This window comes from Corynebacterium sp. MSK044 (assembly GCF_030232825.1).
In the GTDB taxonomy this organism is placed as follows: domain Bacteria; phylum Actinomycetota; class Actinomycetes; order Mycobacteriales; family Mycobacteriaceae; genus Corynebacterium.
The window spans coordinates 144,436-162,468 of sequence record NZ_JASPJJ010000004.1; the positions used below are offsets into that span (position 1 = coordinate 144,436).

The 18,033-nt window shown below is 59.3% G+C and carries 12 protein-coding genes; 5 read left to right on the forward strand and 7 right to left on the reverse strand.

Annotation, left to right across the window (positions count from 1 at the left end):
• Positions 1-39 precede the first annotated feature (39 nt).
• Both bioB and bsaP read left to right on the forward strand, forming a co-directional pair.
• On the forward strand, positions 40-1,122 hold the full coding sequence (gene bioB / locus QP994_RS04325) for a biotin synthase BioB (RefSeq protein ID WP_284865503.1): 1,083 nt from the start codon (positions 40-42) through the stop codon (positions 1,120-1,122).
• 15 nt (positions 1,123-1,137) lie between these two features.
• A complete protein-coding gene (bsaP, locus tag QP994_RS04330; protein WP_150386666.1) occupies positions 1,138-1,341 on the forward strand; it encodes a biotin synthase auxiliary protein BsaP in 204 nt (67 codons plus the stop codon).
• Between the two features lie 30 nt (positions 1,342-1,371).
• Here bsaP and QP994_RS04335 read toward each other — a convergent pair whose 3' ends face one another.
• From QP994_RS04335 to QP994_RS04365, 7 genes are all read right to left on the reverse strand, one after another.
• On the reverse strand, positions 1,372-2,067 hold the full coding sequence (locus tag QP994_RS04335; protein ID WP_284865504.1) for a hypothetical protein: 696 nt from the start codon (positions 2,065-2,067) through the stop codon (positions 1,372-1,374).
• Positions 2,064-2,822, reverse strand: coding sequence for an ATP-binding cassette domain-containing protein (locus QP994_RS04340; protein ID WP_284865505.1), 759 nt, complete (start codon positions 2,820-2,822; stop codon positions 2,064-2,066). The genes QP994_RS04335 and QP994_RS04340 overlap by 4 nt, the downstream gene beginning before the upstream one ends.
• Entirely contained in the window at positions 2,819-3,172 is a 354-nt protein-coding gene (locus tag QP994_RS04345; protein WP_052092979.1) for a GntR family transcriptional regulator, read from the reverse strand. The genes QP994_RS04340 and QP994_RS04345 overlap by 4 nt, the downstream gene beginning before the upstream one ends.
• A 97-nt stretch (positions 3,173-3,269) precedes the next feature.
• Positions 3,270-5,057 (reverse strand): acetyl/propionyl/methylcrotonyl-CoA carboxylase subunit alpha, encoded by a 1,788-nt coding sequence (locus QP994_RS04350; protein ID WP_284865506.1) that lies wholly within the window; start codon positions 5,055-5,057, stop codon positions 3,270-3,272.
• A gap of 15 nt (positions 5,058-5,072) precedes the next feature.
• Positions 5,073-5,252: a hypothetical protein gene (locus QP994_RS04355; protein WP_034664938.1), complete on the reverse strand. Its 180-nt coding sequence runs from the start codon at positions 5,250-5,252 to the stop codon at positions 5,073-5,075.
• A gap of 11 nt (positions 5,253-5,263) precedes the next feature.
• Entirely contained in the window at positions 5,264-14,302 is a 9,039-nt protein-coding gene (locus tag QP994_RS04360) for a type I polyketide synthase (RefSeq protein WP_284865507.1), read from the reverse strand.
• A gap of 65 nt (positions 14,303-14,367) precedes the next feature.
• Positions 14,368-16,014, reverse strand: coding sequence for an acyl-CoA carboxylase subunit beta (locus tag QP994_RS04365; protein ID WP_284865508.1), 1,647 nt, complete (start codon positions 16,012-16,014; stop codon positions 14,368-14,370).
• A gap of 111 nt (positions 16,015-16,125) precedes the next feature.
• On the opposite strand from QP994_RS04365, the gene acpS reads away from it, so the two are divergent.
• The 3 genes from acpS (at position 16,126) to QP994_RS04380 (ending at position 17,982) form a co-directional block, all read left to right on the forward strand.
• The gene (gene acpS / locus QP994_RS04370; protein ID WP_284865514.1) at positions 16,126-16,506 is read left to right on the forward strand and encodes a holo-ACP synthase AcpS; all 381 of its coding nucleotides are present in this window, start codon (positions 16,126-16,128) and stop codon (positions 16,504-16,506) included.
• Between the two features lie 224 nt (positions 16,507-16,730).
• Complete coding sequence (locus QP994_RS04375; RefSeq protein ID WP_284865509.1) at positions 16,731-17,285, forward strand: hypothetical protein; 555 nt, start codon at positions 16,731-16,733, stop codon at positions 17,283-17,285.
• Between the two features lie 22 nt (positions 17,286-17,307).
• Positions 17,308-17,982 (forward strand): DUF6531 domain-containing protein, encoded by a 675-nt coding sequence (locus QP994_RS04380; RefSeq protein WP_284865510.1) that lies wholly within the window; start codon positions 17,308-17,310, stop codon positions 17,980-17,982.
• Positions 17,983-18,033: the final 51 nt, after the last annotated feature.

An 18,033-nucleotide genomic window follows, 5' to 3' on the forward strand; every position in this document is an offset into this window, starting at 1 on the left:
TCTTGAACACTGTTCAATCGCCCGGCTAGACTGCTTTGCATGGCCAAAACAAACTCATCCCAGACGAGGAACAGCGATATCCTCACCGTCGCGCACGAGAAATGTCTCAAGCGTGGTGAGGGCCTGAATCAAGAAGAAATTCTAGAGATCTTGAAGATTGAGGATGACCGCCTCCAGGAGTTGCTCGATCTCGCCCACCAGGTGCGCATCAAGCATTGCGGTGTGGATGTTTCCCTGGAAGGGATCGTTTCTTTGAAGACGGGCGGTTGTCCTGAGGATTGCAGTTTTTGTTCACAGTCCGGTCTTTTTGAATCCCCCGTGCGTTCCGTCACGCTGAATATTGCGGAGTTGGTGGAAGCTGCCAAACAGTCAGAGAAGATGGGGGCGAGTGAGTTCTGCATCGTTGCCGCGGTGAAGGGGCCGACGGATGCGTTGCTCAATCAAGTGGCTGAAGCAATAACGGCCATCAGGGAGGAAGTGGATATTTCCATTTCGGCTTCCCTCGGCATTCTCACCCGTGAACAGGCACACCGGCTCGCCCAGATGGGGGTCATGCGCTACAACCACAATTTTGAAACTGCCAAATCCTTCTTCCCCAATGTGGTTACTACTCACACATGGCAGGAACGTAAGAACACTCTTGAACATGTGCTTGCAGAAGGGATGGAGACATGTTGTGGCGGAATCATCGGCTTGGGGGAGACCTTGGAGGAGCGTGCGGAGTTCGCTGCGCAGCTGGCTGAGGTTCAGCCGCATGAGGTTCCGATGAACTTCTTGGACCCGCGGCCAGGGACCCCTTTCGCAGACCGTCCGCTTGTTCCGCAGGGCGAGGCGTTGCGTGCGGTGGCAGCGTTCCGTTTGGCCATGCCATCAACGCAAATCCGTTTCGCGGGCGGGACCGAGCTCGCGCTGGGGGATGATGGAACTGAACAAGGCCTTCTCGGCGGGGCCAACGCCATTATCGGAGGTAACTACTTGACTACCCTTGGGCGCCCCATGGAGAAGGACCGCGATGCGGTGGATCGGGTCATGGATTCACACCTGAACCTATCCATTACTCCGGTGGGGCAGAAGCAAAACTCCGGGCACGGTCCGCTCTATGACACCTTGAAGTCCTTGTAAGTGGATGTCGCCATAATGAAGAACCTGGAGATGGGAGAACTGGCCGCGGCAGTCTTGTCTGGGGAGATCGTGTGGCCACTAAATCCAGCGCGCCCCTATGATGCCCCGCGCATCTGCCCGGTGTGCGGGCGCCGCATGGTGGTGAAGATCAGCCCGATGGCATGGGAGGCGGCGTGCTCGCGCCACGGGGTGCTGCGCTCCGAGTGGTTGGAGCGCTAACCGCCTACCGTTCCGGTTGTTTGTCATGGGCTATTTGATGAATCGTGGGGTGCGGGCAATTGTCACAGCGGCGGTTATGGCGACCACAAGCGCGCCGATGCCAACCGTGATCCACACAATGCTCGATCGCGGGATTGGGGCACCCACGGCAAACGCGTAGTCCCAGTACATCTGCGCGTTTGCAAAGCCAAGGAATAGCCCAGCGATGGCGATTCCGATGACAAGCAGACCCCACCTGTTAGCAGCGCCTTCGGATACACCGATGGCGATTCCGATGAGGGCGGCGAGGAACAGGAAGGTGAACGTCACTCCGAATGTGGCGAGGATTGTCCACGTGTCCTGGCCAGCAGCCGTCACAGCATCATCGTTAGCCCGGTTCACGGGTTGGCTGTTGGTGACAAGGAATACGTCGTAGAACTTGTAGTAGGGATTGGCGTACTGGTTTGCACTCGATGAAGCAGACGTGGCAGCTGCAAGAATGCCTGTGGCGCTGAGTGCAACTTTCAAAGCTGATGTGAACCACCGGCTAAAACTCATTCCCAATTGGTTGAGGGCCGACCATTTGGATGCGATGTAGGCGAAGAGTGCCATAAGGGCGATGCCGCCGCAGATGGTCCAGAGTTCGCCGTCGCCGGTGTAGTACCGGCCGAAGGGCATTGCGATCAATAAAACAAAGAACGCAGTGAGGTACGCGGCTGGTGTGGTTGGACTCAAGAAAGGTTTCATCGCTTCACATCTCCCTGGGTTGTTTGGTCTGTTTCTTCGGGCTCGACGTGGATAGGTGTTGTGGCTAGGAGGTCGAACAGTTCCGCGTCGGTGGGGTAGTTCACGGGCAAGTGGGTTGTTGCTGCGGCGGCCGGGTCGGTGAATGTGGCCCGGGCAGTGGGGCCAAGCGTCGCCGTTTCGGCAACGGGGTACTGGGTTGTCAGGCCCTCAATCTCGGCGGTTGGTCCGGTGATGGTGGGGAAGTGCGTGCGGACACTTTCCAGTGGAAGCCCGGAGGAGTGGACCTCCCGGTCAAACACCTGGATTACATGCGTGGCTAATCCGGCGAAGTCCTCGGCGCGGTGCGAAGCCATGATGATGGTGCGCTCGGGGTCCTCCGCAATGTAATCAATGAGTTGCTGGCGCACCTGCTTGCGTGTGGTGGCGTCGATGCCGTCAAAAGGTTCGTCGAGAAGCAAAAGTGGCTCTTGTGCTGCTAGCGCGATCCGGATGGTGAGGAGGCGGCGCTGACCGACGGAAAGATCCTTGATGCGCGCATCAGGCATATCGACGGGAGCGAGTGGCTTTGCCGCGTTGGCTGCGCGTAGCTGCCGAGCGACGGTATCGCCAGCGAACTTAGCGTCCGCACCGGCGGGCACGAATGCGGCACCCGGCCCCATCAATGAACGAAGCAGGTGGGTCTTGCCCGCGGCGTTCGGGCCGATGAGCGCGTAAAAGCCGGGCTGCGGAGGGGGCTGTGGGTGTGGATGCTTCATTTGGTGCGCTCCTTTTCAATCATGGCGGTCAGTTCCGCTGTGGAAAGGCCAAGCTGGTCAGCCTCGTGGACGAAAGGTTGGACAAATCGCTCTTGGAAAGCTGCGCGCCGGGAGCTGAGTAGCTGTTGGCGTGCGGATTTAAGAACGAACATGCCGAGCCCCCGGCGTTTCTCCACCAGACCCTCATTGAAAATCTCTGTGAGAGCTTTCGCGGAGGTGGTCGGGTTGACGGAGTGGTAGGCAGAGAGCTCGTTTGTTGACGGGACGCGGTCTCCGGGGGCGAGTGCGCCCGAGGAGATCATGTCGCGGAGTTCATCCGCGATCTCTTGGTATATGGGTTTACCACTCATGTGGGTAACCATATAGCTAAAAGGCCCGGCGCGTCAACCGTTACAAGTGCCGCGCCAGGTCAGAGGCCGAGGCATGGGCCTAGTAGGGGTGAAGATGCTAGTCCTCGGACACGATATCCAGGAGTGCTGCCCCCTTGTTCACGTTTTCGCCAGGTTTGACCGCTAGGTTTTTCACGGTGCCGCTCTTATGGGCCTTGACTGGGTTTTCCATCTTCATGGCTTCCAAGACCACCAGTGCATCACCTACCTCAACGCGTGCGCCTTCGGTGACACTCACCTTGACCACCGTGCCTTGCATGGGTGATGTGAGGGTGTCTGCACTGGCTGTACCCTTTGAGCCCTTAGCGGAACTGGAGCCAGAGCGCGAACGACGTTTGCGTCGCCGCTGCGCCACAGCCCCGAGGAGCAGTGGCTCCGGAAGCGTGATTTCAATGGAGCGTCCGTTGACACCAACGGATACGGTACGGCGCTTACGGTCCTCAGTCTGCTCATCCGTCTCGTCGCCTTCATACGGTGCAACGTCCGGGTCCCATTCCTCTTCAATCCAGCGGGTGTACACGGTGAAGTGGTTGTTGGGGGCGGTAAAGGCGGCGTCGTTAAGCATGCGGCGATGAAACGGGATGACCGTGGGCACACCTTCGATCTTGAATTCTGCTAACGCGCGTTTTGCGCGTGCGATGGCCTGCTCGCGGGTTTCACCGCGCACGATGAGCTTGGCCAACATGGAATCGAACTGACCACCCAAGACCGAGCCTTCGCGGATACCGGAATCCACGCGCACGCCGGGCCCGCCGGGCTCCTCGTAGCGGGTCACAGTGCCGGGAGCCGGCATGAAATTGCTACCGGCGTCCTCGGCGTTGATGCGAAACTCCAGCGCGTGACCGGTGGGCTCCAGATCATGCTCAAAGCGTAATGGGCGGCCGGCAGCGATATGGAATTGCTCAATGACCAGATCAATGCCCGTTGTTTCCTCCGTCACTGGGTGCTCAACCTGGAGGCGAGTATTGACCTCCAAAAACGAAATCAGGCCATCCGCGCCGACAAGGTACTCCACTGTGCCCACCCCGACATACCCGGCCTTTTTCGCAATTGCCTTGGCAGATTCATGGATGCGGTCACGCTGCTCTTGGGTCAAAAACGGTGCGGGTGCTTCCTCAATGAGCTTTTGGAATCGGCGCTGCAAAGAACAATCGCGCGTACCGCCAACGATCACGTTTCCGTGCGCATCCGCAATCACCTGCGCTTCGACATGGCGGGCGCGGTCAAGGTAGCGCTCCACGAAACACTCGCTGCGGCCGAACGCCGCCTGAGCTTCACGTGTTGCAGATTCGTAGAGCTCACGGACCTCCCCACGAGTTCGAGCTACCTTCATGCCGCGCCCACCACCGCCAAAGGCGGCCTTAATGGCCACAGGTAAACCGTGCTCATCCGCAAAGGCAACCACATCATCGGCGCCAGCAACCGGTTCCTTTGTCCCCGGAGCCAATGGCGCGTTCACGGCTTCTGCCAGTGCGCGGGCCGTGACCTTATCGCCGAGTGCCTCAATTGCCTCCGGTGGTGGCCCAATCCAAGTGAGGCCCTCCTCGATCACGCGCCGGGCAAACTCAGCATTCTCACTTAAGAAGCCGTAGCCAGGGTGGACCGCGTCCGCGCCTGAATCCTTGCAGGCTTGGAGCACCTTATCTATATCCAGGTAGCTCTGCGCAGACGTGGTTCCGCCGATAGCCACGGCCTCATCGGCCATGGACGTAAAAGGTTCACCTTTATCTGGGTCCGCATAAATGGCCACGCTGGAAAGCCCAACGTCACGTGCTGCGCGGATGATGCGGACTGCGATCTCACCGCGGTTAGCAATCAGCACTTTGTGAAAGGGAAAGTCATGCATGAATGTGCTCCTTGCTTAGTAGTACGTGACGTTGCCGAAGGTGGGGGAGGAATCAAACGGCTGTACAAAGCCATCCTCAACCACGCCTGCGCCTGCATTTAGATGCCACGTTTGCGCCTCAGCGATCACGGCGCTCAGTGCCGCGAGCTCATCGTGGGAAAGTGAAGCGTCATTGGTATGAAACAACGGTGTCATGGTGACTCTCCTTAAACCGTGGGGTAGTTGCCGTCTGCGGTGAGACGAGCCTCGGGGTTGAGAAGCAGGGCGATTTCATCAGCGTGTTCGTTGGCCCCTGCGAAGCGGCGGTTTTCCACCGGCTCGAACAGTGTGGTGCGTCCGAGCATCCCGGCTTCAAGTCGGCCAGCACCATCAACAAGGCGCTCCGTGGCTTGGGCGCGCCACGCATCCGCATCCATGCCCGCGCGCACCAGCGCAGCTTCGAACACTCCTGGGTGGCCCAGTACCACCAGTGCGCCCACGTGACCAAAGCCAAGCGAGGTGAGTGCTACCGCCTTCACATTGCCCGCACCCAGATCAAGCGGGGAACGCAGCCACACCAAGTTCTTCGCCTTTGGTGCGATGAGCGGATCAACACAGTCCAGCGACGCATTGGGCGGCAGCTGGCCCGAGGCCAACACATCAATCAGGCCACCAATCTGGAACAGGGCAGCACCTGCCTTTGCGTGTCCGGTCAACGTCTTTTGGGAGATGACGTACATCGGCGCGTTCTCATCGCGGCCGATCGCCGGCCACAGCAGCGAGTGCAGCTCCGACTCATTCGGGTCGTTCGCATTCGTGGAGGTGTCGTGCTTGGACAGCACCGAGACGTCATTAGGCGAAAGCCCAAGCTGCGCCAGATTGCGGGCCAAGCGTGAGGACGTACCGCCACACGCCGCTGCCAGCACACCAATGCCTGGCGCGGGGATGGAGGTGTGCGCGCCATCACCGAAGCTGGAGGCGTACGCCACCACGGCGTGCACCGGCAAGCCCAGCTCTGCCGCGAGTGAACCGCGTGCCAGCAGCAAGGTGCCACCGCCTTCCGCCTCCAGGAAGCCACCGCGGCGCCGGTCGTTAGCGCGGGAGATGAAGCGATCATCAATGCCTTGGGCTGTCATCTTGGCTGTTTCTGCCGTGGCGTTCATGTCGCCGAAGCCCTGGAGCGATTCCACCTGCACATCATCAATGCCACCGGCTATGACAAAGTCTGCCTTGCCCAGCGCAATCTTGTCCACGGCCTCTTCCACGCTCACCGCGGCCGTCGCACATGCGCCAACCGGATGAATCATGGAACCGTAGCCGCCAACCAGCGACTGCATGGTGTGCGCAGCCACCACGTTCGGCAGCGCTTCTTGCAGGATGTCGCTTTGGCGCTCCTCCCCGATGAAGCGGGAGACGAAGACCTTGTGCAGTGACTCCATGCCACCAATACCGGTGCCTTGGGTGGTGGCCACCAAGGATGGGTGCACCGCCTGCATCAGCTCGCCTGGGGTGAACCCCGCAGTGATAAAGGCATCGATAGCGGTGACCAGATTCCATGCGGCGATGCGGTCCATGCCGTCCACCATTTGGGCTGGAATGCCCCACTTGGTCGGATCAAAATCATCCGGGATCTGGCCGGCCACCGTGCGCGTGAGCGTTGCCTTCTTCGGCACAAACGCACGCGCACCAGCCAGACGTGTCACGGTCCACTCTCCATCGGCCTGACGGACCACGGTCTTGTCCGGGTCTGCAGTCTCGTGGGCGCGTGCTTCCTCCTCCGAGGTCACGGTGAACGTGATGTCGCGGTCCAGGTAGACCTGCTCCACATCCACGGAGCCTTGGTCCGTGAGGAAGTACTTATCCGTCAGCGTGCGCACACCGCAGCGTGCCACGACCTCAGCCCGGAAGCGATCGAAGATGTCTTCCTCTGCCACTTCCGCACCGTCCGCGTCGTACCAGCCCGGGTTCGGGTCTTCAGACCACGTGATTAAGCCCATCATCCAGGCCAGTTCCAGCACGCCAGCAGCAGTCAGTTCCACATCGCCGGAGCGCTCAATACCGTATTCAGCCTCCTTGCGGGTACGCCCGGAACCCCAGCTGGACACCTCGCCCACACCCACAACGACCACCATGTCATCGAGGGAGCACTGCACATCCGCTACCTGCGCTGGCGCGGGTTGCTGCGGGTTTGTCACATTCGGCAAAGCTCGTACGGTCGCACTCTCTTCGCTTATCGACGCCCCATGTGCCTCCCCATCACGCCCCGACCTTGCCAGTTCCGCGATGGACACACCAGCATCAGCGAGTCCGCCGGTGAGATCAAGATCAAGCGGGGTCTGTTTTGCCTGCTCACGGGATTCGAGGGTGGCCAGACTCATGAGCTGCGAGGAGATTTCCTCCGGGCTCCACACGTGAATACCGGCTGCTTCCGCGGCTGGAATGAGTGAGTCGTTACCACCCATCAGGTGTGTGCCCGCGACCCAGCCGATGCGTGCTTGCGCCAAGGTCACGCCGTCTGGCCAACCGGCCTCAGCGGACCACTTATTCACAATCGCATCGAATGCAGCCTTGACCTCACCGTAAGCACCGTCCCCGCCGAAAGTGCCACGGTTTGGTGAGCCTGGCAGCACAACATGCGTGCGCGTTGCGGGGTAGTGGTCACCGCGCTGCGCCAAGTCCGATAGACCAGCGATGGTGCGCTCCACCGACCACAGCAACAAACGTGCTTGCGTTTCGGCGTTACCGCCGACATCGGCCAAGGAGCCGGATACTGCCGGTGCGGCAAACGGGAACGCCAGCGTCGGCGTCATGGCGGGTTTGATGATCTTCACATCCTTGCCCACCGTCTCCTTTTGCTCCGCACCAATCCAGGCAATCAACGCATCAATATCGCGGTAGGAGGACAGATTTGCTGGCACCAGCCACAGGCTGGCACCCACGGAGGCATGCTCAGCATAAAGCGTGCGCGCAAACTCCTTGCGGGACTGGCTGACGTTGGATGCAGTCATGATCACCGTTGCACCACCAGCGAGCAGCTTCTCAACGAGTGCCGTAGCGATAGATCCCGGTGCCGCGCCCGTCACCAGCGCAATATCGCGCGCGTACGGTTCGTCTGCCTGCGATTGGGCAACGGCTGCGATGTCACGCAGCAGATCTGCGCGTTGTGCGCCAGTGTTTTCTGCATACCACTGCGCTTGCTGCGCAATCGTGTCACCGGTGCCTGCAAAACGTGCCGGTTCAAGGTCAGACTGGCCCAGGGCGACGCGCACGAGATCTTCACGAGCTTGTGCCCAACGGTCATCAAACAACACGGCCTTGCGCTCGTCGAAGACCGGGGTGACCTGCTTGACCCAGCCGGAACCAAGCTCTGCCTCGATGGTTTCCACGATGGTGGTGTCAGGAGCGAGGACTTCAGCCGTCTCTTCTTCCACACCCAGCTTGTTCAACAGTGTGCGGGCTGTAGCCACGAGAGTGTCGGTGACCTCCTCCTTGTAAGCATCCAGCGCAGCGGAATCCACCACGCCACCGCCCGAAGCGTTTGCCTGGGATGCTTGGGACACTGCAACACCGTGGCGCGCAGCAACATTCTGCACGGCTTGGTCAATCATCGCGCTGACCTCTGCCTTGGTTGTTGCCGTTGGCAGGGTGGCAAGGGAACCGCCGCGGACAGAATCCTCCGCACGGCTGCCTAACAAGATCTCAGCCTCCACGTGCGGTGTCCACGAGGCCGGGAGCCCCCACGCGGAGCCCAGGTGATCCCCAACAAAAGCGGGTTTCAGTCCCGCACCGCCAAGCAACTGGCGCAGGCGTGTGCCCACGGCTTCAGACAGCACCGTGCCAAAGGGGCTATATCCCGGTGCTGCGGTATTCACACGCTGGTACAGGGTTGCCACATCAGCTTCGGCCGCACCATCAATAGCCGGTACACCAAGCTCCGCGGACATATCCATCAGCAGCTGGTTACGGCGCGACGACACACCACCGGTCAACTCTTCGATCGTGTCAGAATCATTGATCTGCTCCGGGCGGATCTTGTTCTGCAGGGCGAAGAGTACCTCGATGGCGTCTGCAGCGTGGAACGCCAGCTCCTCGGCAGGTCCCGCAGGGGCCGCCGTTGCCACTGGTGCCGCTGGTGCGGTTTCTGGTGCAGAAGGAGCTGGTGCGGGTGCCGCGGCAGGTTCGGTGTTGATTTCCGGTGCTGCGTCTTCAGCGGGTGCAACTTCTTCCGGTTCGGGTGCGGCCACCACATTTTCCAGCATGACCACGTCTTGGTTGGATTCCACGTTGAATACGGGGACATGGATGCCCACAACGTCCATTTCACGCTTAGCCAGGTTGGTCAGGGTCGGGGAGGACGCAAGACCGACCTCAATGATTTGCTCCACCCGTGGCAGGAGGAAGTCCTGGGTTTCAATCCAGCGCACCGGGGAAGCGAACTGCCACGCCAGAAGCACAATCAACAGCGTGCGTGCCAAGGTGTTGCGGTCAGTGGTCTCCGGAGTCATGCCACGCAGACGCTCGGACGGAACCTCAGCCAACACGGAGTCAATGAACTCTTGAGTCAGTTCGAAGGGGCGGGCAACCAGGTTGGGGATGTAGCGGTGGACCAACGTGTCAACGTCGATAAGCTCAGGCAACAGCTCATCCAACTTCTCTGCGAAGTCGGCGACACCGCCGCGCAACACGCGGGAGTGGAATGGGACATCCACACCCGGCACCGTCACGTACGCGCGTGGATTGATGGCATTTGCCTTCTCATCCAGCGCAGCAAGACCACGCTTCGTACCGGCGATGGAGTACTGCTGGCCCTTGATGTTGTAGTTCACAATCTCCAGGAACTCACCAGTGCCCTCGGCCACCTGTGCGACGTAGGCTTCAACTTCTTCCGGGCCAACACCAATCATGTTCGGGCGCAACGCGCCCATGCCGTAATCCGAGTTGCCCTCCGCATCGCGCGGCACCAAGGAACCCATGGCAGAACCGCGCGAGTACACAATGTCAATCACGGCTTCGAGCTCAAAGATGTTGCCCAAGGATGCGAGCGCGGTGTATTCGCCAAGCGAGTGGCCCGCATAGTAGGCATCTGAGGCAAGAGCGTTGCCTTCACGCAAACGCTCCGTCTGCGCGTACGCCACAACAGCGAGTGCAACCTGAGTGAACTGCGTCAAATGCAGCACACCTTCGGGGTGCTTGAATTCGTGCCCGCGCACGTCAAGGCGCGCCGGGTTCTCATCCACAATGCGTTGGATAGAAAAACCGTGCTTGGTGCGCGTGTGGCGGTCTGCCCGGCGCCACACATCACGGGCAGCGGGGGAGGCATCTCGGTCGCCCTTACCCATTCCTTCAGTTTGAATACCTTGGCCGGGGTAGACGTATGCCGTCTTCGGCTGCGCCAACAGTGCCTGGCCACGTGAAACAACATCACCATGAATACGGCATGTCACCTCGAGTGCTTGATGGATGCCCTTGCGGCCCACGCGCTCAGCGGTGATTTCTACCTCATCGTTCAGCTGCACCATTCCAAACATGGAGTAGGACCAGCCGACCACCTTGCCGTGGCGGCCGGCGAGGTGTTGGGCGGTGGCGGACAGCCACATGCCGTGCACGAGTGGCGCCTGCAGGTTCACCAACGCGGAGGCGTTGTAGGAGGTGTGGATCGGGTTATAGTCACCAGACACCAGCGCAAACGGTGTCATGTCTGCTGGGGCGTGCACCACTGCACGGTCCACGAAGGAACGCGGTGTTGCTTCCACCAACTGCGAGGACTTTCCGCCACCATATTCGGGTGCTGCGACCGGTGTAGCCGTGCCCGTAGCCCTGCCACGAATAGCAAAGCGTTGCATCTGGGTGGCCACCGTTTCACCGTTAGACGTGAGCTCAAGCTCAACGGTGACAATGCGACCGGAAGCGGACTCTGCAATGGACGTGCATTTGGACTCCACCTCGATGGTGCGCCCATCAGCGAGTTCATCCAACGGTACGCGCAGGTCAATGACATGATCCAAGTGGACTGCGTTGAGCAGCCCCTCGATCACCGGGTAACCATCCGCGAGTTGGCCAGAACCTAGCGCGGTGTAAATCGCAGGCCAGCAGGGGCCAACGAGGACATCGGGGGTGCCAAGGACTTGTCCGGTGTTTCCACCTTCTCCTGCGCTGCCGCTTGCCGGCAACGCAGCGCCGGTGACCGCAGAGTGCGCTGCAAGCAGCGATGGCGGCAAGGTGAAGGAGGAACGAGCAACGCCAAAGGGGGCGTCCTCGGTTGGTGCCTCAAGCTCCGGCATGGCAATGATTGCGTCGCCCGCCTCTGATACGGAGCCCACGCCGGCGAGGCCCTCAAGCAGATCAAATACGCTCTTCGGAAGACGTTCGCGCGATACGACGGGGGAAGCACCGGTTCCCGCACCCGCCGGAATATCCACCGGGATGGTCACCTCACGCACGTAGAACGGGCGCTGATCTTCCGGCAGGTGGTCCCACGCAGAGTCAGCGTGAATCCGAATCGTCCACTCGCGCTCACCCTCAGCGTTCACCTCGGATGTGAGCGTGAAAGCATCCTCATCCAGCGCATACGCCGGGTTGGCCATCAGATGGCCATGCCACACCAAAGTTGGGCAGGAGCGCAGGTACGCTGCCTCATCTTCAGCGTCATGGAGGCGGGAGAAGCGGGGGAGAGGGGTGACGCCGCCGTCGATAAGCATCTGCGTTGTGGCATCCTCAAACCTGCCCAGAAGCTCCGCGACCGGCTCATTCTTCTTGGTGATGCCCGCCACAGCCACCGGGCCCGGAATAATGCGCACCTGGTCCGCGGTGTAGCGCTCATCCTGCGCTTGCCACAAGGTGTCCTTGCCAAACCACATCTTCAAATCCCCATCCAAGGCTGGCACCCACGGCATCGGCTTCGGGTAGGCGTAGTGCAACCCAATCCACCACGCCGCATCGCGCGGGGACACTTTCACCGTGCGGGCCTGCGGGTAATGTGCGAGCAGCTTATCCGCGTCCCCCTGCGGATCCGCCACCGCCCCTTCCGGGAACAATGTGGGGATGTCCCCGTGGTCAGCCTCATTGAGGCGTGCTTCAATGCGTTGGAGCAGCGAGATGAAACGCTTATCCCAGCTGCTATCCACAAACGGGGCAGCCAGCTCAACGAAGCGCTCCACCCACTGCGCATACGTCATATCTTCAACGTCACCGAAGTAGGGCTTCGACGTCTTTGACAGAGCCTCGATGATCTCATCGCGGTGTGCCTCATACTCCTCAATATCCAGCGAGGTGATCAGGCGTGACGCCTTGGCAAACGAGTTGTCCAGGTCATGCAGATCAGCCAGCAGGTGTGACTGGGAGGACGCCACACCGCTAACACCCTGACCGCGGCCAACCCAACCCCCGTTGTGCTCCGGCGGCAAACCTGGAGTATCCACCAGCAACTGCTTGACGGAATCAGTAGCTTTGGCTTCCTTCGTGGCCATCGCCACCGTGCCAACAAAGACACCATCCACCGGCATCGGTGCAAGACCGAACCTCTCCGACCAGGTACCGGTGATCAACTCTGCGGCGCGGGCAGGGGAGTAGACGCCGCCACCGACGGTGAGCACCGCGTTATCATGTGCACGGATCTCCGCATAGGTGTCAAGCAGCATGTCCTCCAGATCAACCCACGAGTGGTGTCCACCCGCATGGCCATCTTCGACCATGAGGATCACCGAATCATCTGGATTGGCTTCTGCGATCTTGAGGGCGTCGCGCACCTGCTGCGTCGTACCCGGCTTAAACGCGATATAGGGGAAACCATCCCGGTGCAGCTGTGCAAGCAGCTCCGTTGCCTCCTCCACCTCGGGGATGCCTGCGGAAATGCAGACACCGTTGAATGGGGCACCCGCAGCGCGCGCCTTGGGCACCATGCGGGTTTGTCCAAACTGCAAGTTCCACAAGAAGCGGTCGAAGAACATGGTGTTGAACTGCGCTGTGCGCCCCGGCTGGAGGAAGCTGACAAGGTTGTCTTTGTGCTTGCCAAACTCCTCCTCGGAGTACATGCCGCCGCCGGCAAGCTCCGCCCAGTAACCAGCGTTGGCGGCAGCCGCCACAATCTCACCATCTGCCGAGGTTGGCGTCATACCGCCCAGAATGATGGGCGAGAGTCCGGTCAGTGCAGAGAATCGTGTCTGCGTGTAGGTCTTGCCATCAGGCAGCGTGATCACCCGTGGGGCGTAGCGGGAGTAATCCGCCGCAGCTGGCAGCTTTTCACCCGGACGCGCCAAGGCATCACGCTTTGTGGGGGTGGACGCATCAATGACAGGTACGCCGGCGCCACTGACGAGTGCGGAAACGAGTGTTGTGGTGCCCTTATCAAGCGAGAGCACGTGGCTTGCGCCCTCGCGTAGCAGGTCCCGGACAGTGGTGGTGAAATCAAAGGTATCTACGAGGATGGTCTGCGCGAGTTCACGTGGAGTCGTGCCCGCGAACGTGATGCCACACGCTTCCGCCCACTGCGCAGCCTGCTCAACCGCCGCCATATTGCTTGTAACATGGAACGGATAGGCCACATCGAGGTAATCGAACGTCGGCTGAATCTCGGAGCCGCCGAACTCAACCTCGAGGCGGGCATTGTGATCACTCGCCTGAGACTCAATTGCACTCTGTGCCTGCGCCAATGCCTCTGGCGTGCTGGAGAGCACCACGTGACGGCGCTCATTGATCACGCTCAATACTGCGCCTGAATCCTCCGGCACAAACTCATTGATCTGATCAACCGTGAGACCACGCACCGACAGCATACGGCTGCGCGCATCCGTCGCACCGTAATCATTCGTGGCAGCGGCACCCAAAATGAAAGCAAAAGCAAGAGCCTTCACCGCAGCCTCATCATCGCCTGCAGGGTCCATTGCCACTGCGCCCAGCACACCTTGGGAGTGCCCGCTGAAGTGAACGTTGTTCAGATCCAAGCCGAGCTCCGCTAGTTGCTCAGTCGCAGCGATCTGCGCGAGCAGAATAGCCGGCACGCTCACAGCCGGGAAGGCATCAATCGGCGCCACGTGCGGCTCATTGTTCAGCGCATCCCGGATTCGTTGCGCGACTCCTGGCACCACGGATGCCAAGGGGCGGGCAACAGGGCCCGTGATTGATGCGGCACTGTCAAGCAGTTTTTCCATCCGCTCACGAGCAGCAGGAGAGGTAACCCCCACATCAAATAAAGCCTGCTGCCATGCGCTGCCTTGACCGGGGAAGATCAGTGCAGGAGTGGTGAGAACCTGAATCGGGGCAATAATCATGGTGTTTTCCTTCAAAGGTCTAGAAATAGTGGCTGGAAACAATATCTGGAAACAAAAATTGGGTATTAGAGCGGGATATTGCCGTGCTTACGCATCGGTCGGGCGACAACCTTGTCCTTGAACAGGCGCAGGTTCGCTGCAATGGCGGTGCGAGTTTCGCGGGGCAAAATCACGGAATCCACCAGGCCACGTTCCGCAGCTTTATATGGGTTGAGTACCGTGTCCTCGTACTCGCGCTCGAAACCTGCGACAAGCTGTGCCAGATCTTCCTCGCTCATCCCAGATTCTTTGGCTGCGGCGATGTCCTTGCGGTTGATAAAACCCACAGCACCCGCAGCGCCCATCACTGCGATCTGTGCGGTCGGCCATGCCAGGTTCACATCTGCGCCCAAACCCTTCGAACCCATCACGCAATACGCGCCCCCGTATGCCTTGCGCATGGTCACAGTGATCTTGGGTACGCTCGCCTCGCCGTATGCGTACAAGAGTTTCGCGCCGCGGCGCAGAATGCCGTCATGCTCTTGGGCAGAACCGGGCAAGAACCCCGGAACATCCACCAGTATGACAATGGGGATATTGAAGCTATCGCAGGTTCGGATGAAACGCGCGGCCTTCTCGGCGGAATCAATATCCAAGCAGCCTGCTAACACCATGGGCTGGTTGGCTACAAAGCCCACCGCTTGGCCTTCAACACGGCCAAAAGCAGTGACCACGTTTTCGGCGCGCTGTTCCATGACTTCCAAGTACTCGCCGTCATCCGCGACGCACGCGATGACCTCACGCACGTCATACGGTGAGTTGGCGGAATTAGGGATGAGCGAATCGAGCTCGGCGCATGCCTCCTCATCTGCATCTGGCTGGTTGCCAGGCGTCAGGCCGAACGGCTTCGGGGCAGCTGCCCGCTGGCGGTTGTTGGACGGGAGGTATTCCAAGAGCTCGGCTACCCAGTCCAGGGCGTCCTTGTCATTGTCCGCAACGTAGTGGCAGTTGCCTGCCTGCTGCATATGGATCCAGGCGCCACCGAGTTCTTCCTGAGTGATCTCCTCACCTGTAACGGTCTTGATCACATCCGGACCGGTGACAAACATCCTCGAGGATTCATCCACCATGACCACGAAATCGGTCAAAGCAGGGGAGTAGGCGTTACCGCCAGCACATGCGCCCATGATGACGGAGATCTGTGGCACCACACCGGATGCCTCAATGTTGTGGCGGAACGTCTGCGCGATCCAATCCAAAGAGACAACACCATCTTGGATGCGCGCGCCTGCACCCTCATACAAACCGACGAGCGGACGGCCAGTTGTGACGGCGAGTTGCTGAATCTTGGTCATTTTCTCGCCGTACACCTCACCTAGTGCGCCGCCGAACACCGTGCCGTCCTGGGAGAAGATGCATACTTCGCGGCCGTCTATCGTGCCCGAGCCGGTGACGATGCCATCTGTGACAGGACGCTTCGACTGCATCCCAAAATCATGAGTGCGGTGGCGTGCGAATTGGTCAGTTTCAACAAAAGACCCCTCATCTAAGAGGTAGTCCAAGCGCTCACGTGCAGTAAGTCGACCTGCGGCACGTACTTTGTTGAGCGGTCCGGCACCTACTGGTTCCGCAGCTTCGGCGCGACGCTGTAATAAGTCTTCATTCTTTTGCGACGTAGTTAGGGGTGGGGAAGAAAAAGGCAAAGTAGTTTTACCTGCAAAACTATCAGACATATAGGCATCGTAAGCATGTGTGGCTGAAAGTCCAGAGCCCGCTCCCTAGATTCATCCAGATTCACAGGGAGAAGGCAGTGAAGGTTTAGGTTTGGAAGCATGTACACAGGAATGTTCCTAGGGGCAGACATAGTCCACATCCCGTCCTTTGCTTCACAGCTTGATCAGGAAGGGTCCACATTTGCTCGTGTATTCACGGATCGTGAATGGCGCGCATGCGCAGCAAAAGCAGACCGCGCAGCATCGCTTGCGGCGCGATGGGCTGCGAAAGAGGCCTATATCAAAGCGTGGTCACAAAAATTTTTCGGCGCACCACCAGCCATCGACCCGGCGGAACTGAACTTCGCAGAGATAGAAGTGGTGCAGGATGCTTTTGGGCGCCCCGCCATCGAGCTGCACGGAGACGTAGCTGCATTGGGCATCCCAGTTGCGAGTGTGTCTTTGAGTCACGACGGCGATTACGCCATGGCGACGGTCTTAGTTCACGCGTAATAGTGACGGCAGGCAATCAGCGTGCACTATTGTGTGGGTAAAGGACCCGTTTGCCTAATGCGAGTGTTGCCCTTTTCGCGTGATTGTGGCGGGCGATAGTGTTTAAAAGCTTACCAGTTTCTTAGCATCCGCTAAGGTTTGGATTTGCCACATCCATGGGGTGGGTTGTGTACAGGGTTTGGTGCTGAGCGACTGGTGTTGCACAGGCTAAATACTCATAGATTTTGAAGAATAAGGGTTTTGGTATGTCTGTGCCGTTTTTGCCGCCGTTTGCTACATTTCGTCCGGATTACTTCCACATTGGCGGTAGTGTTTCAACTCTGATGGCTGCGGCGCTTCGGTGGCGTACCTTTGGCGATGCCGCGCTTGAAGCTGCTTCTCTGATGAGGGCGATCAATGATGGGGGATTCCTTGGCTCTGAGGGGGACAAGTTCAGGGAACTGGTCACTGCCGATTTCCCGCGGCATTTGCAGATCACGGGTGATGCGCATGTTGGTATTGCCGATGCGATTTCGCGCTACGCAACGCTATTGGGTGAGCGTAAAACTGAAATGGCCTCGCTTGAGGCAACTGCGCGATTAAACCATACTGCGGTCAATGTTGCCGTAGAGCAGGTCAATGCTGCCGAGCTAGCAGTTGCTGCGGCACCCGATCCGGCATCGAAGTCAGCAGCGGCTGCGGCGTTGGTAGCGGCACAGGCACAGCACGCGGCGGCTGTTACTACGTGGGAGGGAAACCTCGCTACCGCCCAGGGGATTCGCCATATGTTGGGGGGGTGATGTTGCATCACAGGTTGCGGTGATGAGGGCCCAAGAGCGTAAAGCGTTTGAAGAAAACCCGAAGCCGTGGAAAGCCGCCTGGAATGCACTGAGCGATTGGGTGCGAGACAACGGTGATGTGCTGTGTCTGATCTCTGATGCGTTGCAAATTATTGGCGGTATTTTACTGTTTGTTTGCCCAATTGCCGGTGCGATTGTATTGGGCCTTGGAGTGGCGTTGAAAGGTCTACTCGCGGCCTCTGGTGTGGTCAGTTGGGGAGAATTTGCGTTTGATCTAGCCACCGCCGGGCCTTGGGGCGGATTATTTAAGGCAGCTAAGAGTACGAAGGTAGGCACTGCCGTGGGCAGCGCCTTTAGTAAGGCTTCACGTGCGGGCACGAAAACTTTGTCTACTGTGAAAGCTGAAGCGCGAAGTGCTGCCAAGAAAGCTTCGGGGGGTTCGAAGGAAGTTTCGCAGCAGATATGTAACCGCGGTAGCCGTGGTGACCGACAACTTGCTTGTCTTGAGCCGGTGGATATGGCAACGGGCAATATGGTTGATTTTCAAACCGACGTGTTCATTGATGGGGTTTTGCCGTTAGTGATCGACCGCAACGCTAACAGCAATCATGAGCTTGGACGTGCTTTAGGTCCGCGTTGGGTCTCCACGATGGATGTGCGGTTGGAGATTTGGGTCAAGTCCCGTGTAGTGGTGTAGCGGTTTGTGCTTTCGGCTCGGTATGAAGTTTGGGGTTGTGGTTAGGCGGTT

Excerpts from the sequence above, each read along its gene's own strand:
- bsaP (WP_150386666.1), top strand. The coding sequence starts at position 1,138 with ATGAAGAACCTGGAGATGGGAGAACTGGCCGCGGCAGTCTTGTCTGGG.
- QP994_RS04365 (WP_284865508.1), bottom strand. The coding sequence starts at position 16,014 with ATGTCTGATAGTTTTGCAGGTAAAACTACTTTGCCTTTTTCTTCCCCA.
- QP994_RS04335 (WP_284865504.1), bottom strand. The coding sequence starts at position 2,067 with ATGAAACCTTTCTTGAGTCCAACCACACCAGCCGCGTACCTCACTGCG.
- bioB (WP_284865503.1), top strand. The coding sequence starts at position 40 with ATGGCCAAAACAAACTCATCCCAGACGAGGAACAGCGATATCCTCACC.
- QP994_RS04345 (WP_052092979.1), bottom strand. The coding sequence starts at position 3,172 with ATGAGTGGTAAACCCATATACCAAGAGATCGCGGATGAACTCCGCGAC.
- QP994_RS04355 (WP_034664938.1), bottom strand. The coding sequence starts at position 5,252 with ATGACACCGTTGTTTCATACCAATGACGCTTCACTTTCCCACGATGAG.
- QP994_RS04350 (WP_284865506.1), bottom strand. The coding sequence starts at position 5,057 with ATGCATGACTTTCCCTTTCACAAAGTGCTGATTGCTAACCGCGGTGAG.
- QP994_RS04380 (WP_284865510.1), top strand. The coding sequence starts at position 17,308 with ATGAGGGCCCAAGAGCGTAAAGCGTTTGAAGAAAACCCGAAGCCGTGG.
- acpS (WP_284865514.1), top strand. The coding sequence starts at position 16,126 with ATGTTCCTAGGGGCAGACATAGTCCACATCCCGTCCTTTGCTTCACAG.
- QP994_RS04360 (WP_284865507.1), bottom strand. The coding sequence starts at position 14,302 with ATGATTATTGCCCCGATTCAGGTTCTCACCACTCCTGCACTGATCTTC.
- QP994_RS04340 (WP_284865505.1), bottom strand. The coding sequence starts at position 2,822 with ATGAAGCATCCACACCCACAGCCCCCTCCGCAGCCCGGCTTTTACGCG.